General features: G+C 64.4%; 2 protein-coding genes. Both read right to left on the bottom strand.

Features of this window, described 5'->3' with window-relative positions; genetic code table 11:
- Positions 1-85: 85 nt before the first annotated feature.
- Positions 86-277: an integrase core domain-containing protein gene (locus Pla108_RS21415; RefSeq protein ID WP_197526773.1), complete on the bottom strand. Its 192-nt coding sequence runs from the start codon at positions 275-277 to the stop codon at positions 86-88.
- 318 nt (positions 278-595) lie between these two features.
- Positions 596-916: a transposase gene (locus Pla108_RS20675; RefSeq protein WP_146446887.1), complete on the bottom strand. Its 321-nt coding sequence runs from the start codon at positions 914-916 to the stop codon at positions 596-598.
- Positions 917-1,628: the final 712 nt, after the last annotated feature.

The following is a 1,628-nucleotide window of genomic DNA, read 5'->3' as shown; positions in this document are numbered from 1 at the left end:
GGCCGCGAAACGGCTACGCGAGCGAGCCCAACGCAGCACCCGAACCCCCGCGAAACCTGGCTCGTCGCAGAAGAATCTCGGTTTTTTAAGCACATCGAACAATGAGGCAGTATGAAGATCGGTTGTAGTCCTCTCGCCAAGCGGCGGTGAGCTTCCTCGCCGCCGCCAAGTTGTCGAACACCTCAACCGCCAAGAACTCGTCTCGCAGTCGGCTATGGAACGATTCGGCATAGCCGTTCTGCCACGGGCTCGCCGGCTCGACGTAACGCGTCGTCACGCCGACCTTTGCCAGCCAAGCCTGCAACTCCTTGGCGACGAACTCGGGGCACTATGAAGCCGGGACTGTCAAGTTCCATTCTCCTCCGTTCAGCGGCTTCTACGAGGACGTCAGCGAGATCGGCTCAGGTCACTATCCGGGGTGTCCGTGACCGGGTCACGGTCCCATACAACTCTGCGACGCGGCGGCGCTCATTTCCGTTGCCGAGCTTTCGCTCACCAGAATTCACGAGCTCTGCCGCCGCGATCGTTCCGTTCTCCGCTGCGCCCGGCAGCTCGCCGCCGAGCTTGCTTCCCGCCGGTGGGGTTCACGCAGGGCCTATGCCGCGAGCCCAAGCCGTTCGGCATCCCAGTCCTTCTCATCTCGTAGCATCGCCCAACACCAGACGAGCAACCGTCTGCCCAGCGCTACCGTCGCCTGCTTACGGCGGGTGCGTTCGCCCTTGCTCAGCCTGCGGTACAACTCCGCCGCATGCGGGTTGTGCTGACGCATCATCCACGCGACCTCCACCAGCAGCTTCCGCAGCAGGCTCGGGCCGTGCTTGGTAATCCGACCCGAGTAGTCGTAGGTCCCTGACTGTCGACACTTGGGGACCAGGCCGACGTACGAACCGACCGACCGGGCGCTTCGGGTCGCCAAAGGCCGCTTTGAGCTCGATGAGGGTCCTTTGCATCAGCGCCACCTCGCTCGTCGGTCGTCCGTTCTTCCGGTAGGCGACGGCCGCGTGCTGGCCGTAGCGGTCCGCCAGCTGGCCAACGGTCAGCACGGCCGCTGGTGCGGGACGGCTGGCCGATAGGGTGGCCGGGTCGATCTCTTGCCCGGCCAGGATTCGCTTGACGACCTCGGCGTAGCGGGCGTGGCTCTCGGGGCTGCCGTATTTGCCCAGGTAGATCCGCTTGCCGTGGACCCAAACGCACGCCAAATCGCGTGGCTTGAAGTGGGCGTAGGCGGGCAGACGACGTGGTTTGGATGCTTGAGCGGCCATGCATTTCTCCCAGACAGTTACGGTGTAACTGTGCTTGGGTCTGCTGGCAGCGCTCCCGACCGTCGAGAGGTTCGGCCTAAAGTCCGACGCCTTAACTACTTAGAGGCTGTCCAATAACTGCTATTTGAGCAGGTGGGTAGAGCGGTTACCGTCCCTTGCATGAGCAGGACGCCCTACCCGACCGATCTGACGGACCACCAGTGGCGGCGGATGAAGCCCTGGGTCCCCACCGACGCGGCTGTGATCGGCAGTCGAAAAGTGCAGCGCCCGGCGGGCCCCGGTGGCGCCCGAATTGTGCAGCGCGCAGCTGTGCCGAGTGAGCCGTTAGCAGGAAGCTGAGAGGCCGTGGGGCGGGGGCGAAGCCCC

Source organism: Botrimarina colliarenosi (assembly GCF_007859955.1).
GTDB lineage: Bacteria > Planctomycetota > Planctomycetia > Pirellulales > Lacipirellulaceae > Botrimarina > Botrimarina colliarenosi.
The sequence above is the reverse complement of the archived record's forward strand: the minus strand, read 5'-3'. Positions and strand labels throughout refer to the sequence as shown.